Source organism: Isoptericola sp. NPDC057191, assembly GCF_042670225.1.
Lineage (GTDB): Bacteria > Actinomycetota > Actinomycetes > Actinomycetales > Cellulomonadaceae > Isoptericola.
On sequence record NZ_JBHUWC010000286.1, the window covers coordinates 1 to 3,036 of the forward strand.

A 3,036-nucleotide genomic window follows, 5' to 3' on the forward strand; every position below is an offset into this window, starting at 1 on the left:
CCTGCAGGTGCCGCACACCTGCCGCACTGCCGATCGACGTCGGCAGCGGGCGGGTGTCGGCGGGGTCCGCTACGGTCTGCGGCACCGGGCAGGCACGCGCCGGGCCAGTGGACGACGACGTCCGGTGACCTCGGGTTCAACAGCGGTTCACGCGGGTCTGCTGAAGTGACGTCACCCACGTCCGCCGCGAAGGAGCCATCGTGAGCCGTACCCCACCCGCCCGACACCGAGGACCGCTCGCGGCCGCCACCGCGGCCGCGCTCCTCCTGCCCGTCGGGGCCGCCCTCGCCGTCCCGGCAGCCGCCGCCGTCTCGCCCGACGCCCCCGTCGTCATCGACGAGGTGTACGGGGGAGGCGGCAACAGCGGCGCCGCGTTCAACCAGGACTTCGTCGAGCTGTACAACCCGACGGACCAGCCCGTGTCGCTCGACGGCTGGACGGTCCAGTACGCGTCGGCCACCGGCACCTGGGCCAACGGCGCGCAGACCGCCCTGCAGGGACAGATCCCCGCCGGCGGGTCCTACCTCGTCGCGGAGGGGCTCGGCGCGAACACCTCGCTGCCGGCGCTGCCCACGCCCGACGCGACCGGCACGATCGCCATGTCGGGCACGGGCGCCAAGGTCGCGCTCGTCCGCAGCACCGACCGGCTGTCCTGCACCGGCGCGGCCTGCGCGACGTCCGCCGACGTGGTCGACCTCGTGGGCTGGGGTGCGTCGGCGAACGCCTTCGCGGGCTCCGCACCGGCGCCCGCCACGACGAACGCCACGTCCGTCGCGCGCCGCGCCCACGCGAACTCGGCCGACAACGCCGCCGACTTCGCGACCGGCACGCCGACGCCGGTCGCGAGCGGCACCGACCCCGGCACCGACCCGGGCGCCGGTGAGGACGCGACGATCGCGGAGATCCAGGGCACCGGCGCGACGTCCCCGCTGGCCGGGAAGACCGTGACGACCACCGGGGTCGTCACCGCCACGTACCCCACCGGCGGGTTCGACGGGCTCTACCTGCAGACCGCGGGCACCGGTGGCGACCCGGCCGACGACGCGACGCCCGGAGCGTCGGACGCCGTCTTCGTCTACTCGCGAGCCGCCGCGCAGGAGCTGGAGGTCGGTGACCACGTCGAGGTCACGGGTCCGGTCAGCGAGCACTCCGGCCTGACGGAGGTCACCGCCGACGCGTGGACCGTGCTCGACGAGCCCGGCACGGTCGAGCCGCTCGCCACGACCTGGCCGGCGACCGACGCCGGGCGGGAGGCGCTCGAGGGCATGCTGCTCGCACCCCAGGGCGACTTCACCGTCACGGACAACTACGACACCAACTTCTACGGCACCATCGGGCTCGCCGCCGGCAGCTCTCCGCTGGTCCAGCCGACGTCCGTCGGCCGTCCCGGCTCGGTCGAGGCGAAGGAGCAGGCCGAGGACAACGCGGCGCGGGCGCTCCTGCTCGACGACGGCGCGTCGACCAACTACGGCTCGGCCGCGAACTCCGCGCAGCCGCTGCCCTGGCTGACGGGCGGGAAGCCGGTCCGCGTCGGCGCCGCCGTGACGTTCACGCGGCCGGTCGTCCTCGACTTCCGCTTCGACGCCTGGGGGCTGCAGCCGCAGCACCGCCTCACGCCCGACGTGGCCGCCGACGTCCAGCCGGCCACGTTCGAGAACACGCGCGAGGCGACGCCCGAGCACGTGGGCGGCACGCTCCAGGTGGGCACGTTCAACGTGCTCAACTACTTCACCACCACGGGCGACCAGCTCACCGGGTGCCGCTACTACACCGACCGTGCCGGCGACCCGGTCACGGTGCGCGACGGGTGCGCCGCCCGTGGTGCCGCGCAGGCAGACGACCTGCAGCGGCAGCAGACCAAGATCGTCGCCGCGATCTCGGCGCTCGGGGCCGACGTCGTCGCGCTGGAGGAGATCGAGAACTCCGCGACCTTCGGCAAGGACCGTGACCAGGCGCTGTCCGACCTCGTCGACGCGCTGAACGCGCACGACGGCGCGGGCACCTGGGCGTACGTCGCGTCCCCGGCGGACCTCCCCGGGTCCGAGGACGTGATCCGCACCGCGTTCGTCTACCGCACGGCGGGCGCGGAGCCCGTGGGCTCGTCGCGGATCCTCGACGACCCGGAGGCGTTCGGCAACGCGCGCCAGCCGCTCGCGCAGGTGTTCCAGCCCGCCGGCGGGGTCGCCGCCGACCCGGGCGACGACGTGGTGGTCATCACGAACCACTTCAAGTCGAAGGGGTCGGCCGGACCGTGGCCCGGCGACGCGGACAGCGGCGACGGGCAGGGTGCGTCGAACGAGTCGCGGGTGCGGCAGGCGACGGCGCTGGTCGCGTTCGCCGACGACGTGGCCGCCGACGCCGGCACGGACGCCGTGCTGCTCGTGGGGGACCTCAACTCGTACGAGCAGGAGGACCCGGTCGTGGTCCTCACCGACGCGGGCTACACCGACCTCGGGCCGACCACCGGGGAGTACACCTACGCGTTCGACGGCGCGGTCGGCTCGCTCGACCACGCGCTCGCCTCGCCCGGGCTGGTCGACCGGGTGACCGGCACGGACATCTGGAACATCAACGCCTACGAGCCCGTGGCGAACGAGTACAGCCGCTACAACTACAACGCGACCATCCTGTACGACGAGACGCCGTTCCGGTCGTCGGACCACGACCCGCTGCTGGTGGGGCTCGACCTCGCGCCGGCCGCGCCCGCGTGGTCCGCGAAGGCCACCTACACGAAGGGCGACCGCGTCGTCTTCGAGGGCGGTCTGTTCGAGGCGCTGTGGTGGTCGCGCGGCGACCGGCCCGGGGCGTCGCCGTACGGGCCGTGGGCCGAGATCGGTGCCCCCGTCGTGACCGCCGCGGGGACGTTCCCGGCCTGGACGGACACCTGGGTGTACGGCAAGGGCGACGTCGTCGTCCACGACGGGCACCGCTGGGTGGCGAAGTGGTACTCCCGGCACGACGAGCCCGGGGCGTCGCCGTGGGGTCCCTGGAAGGACCTCGGGACCGTCTGACCGCACGCACGGCGCCGGCCGTGCC

Annotated in this window: 1 protein-coding gene; it reads left to right on the forward strand. The window is 74.3% G+C overall.

Annotation, left to right across the window (positions count from 1 at the left end; translation table 11 throughout):
- The first annotated feature begins 200 nt into the window (after nucleotides 1-200).
- On the forward strand, nucleotides 201-3,011 hold the full coding sequence (locus tag ACFT55_RS19830) for an ExeM/NucH family extracellular endonuclease (protein ID WP_380245571.1): 2,811 nt from the start codon (nucleotides 201-203) through the stop codon (nucleotides 3,009-3,011).
- Nucleotides 3,012-3,036 lie beyond the last annotated feature (25 nt).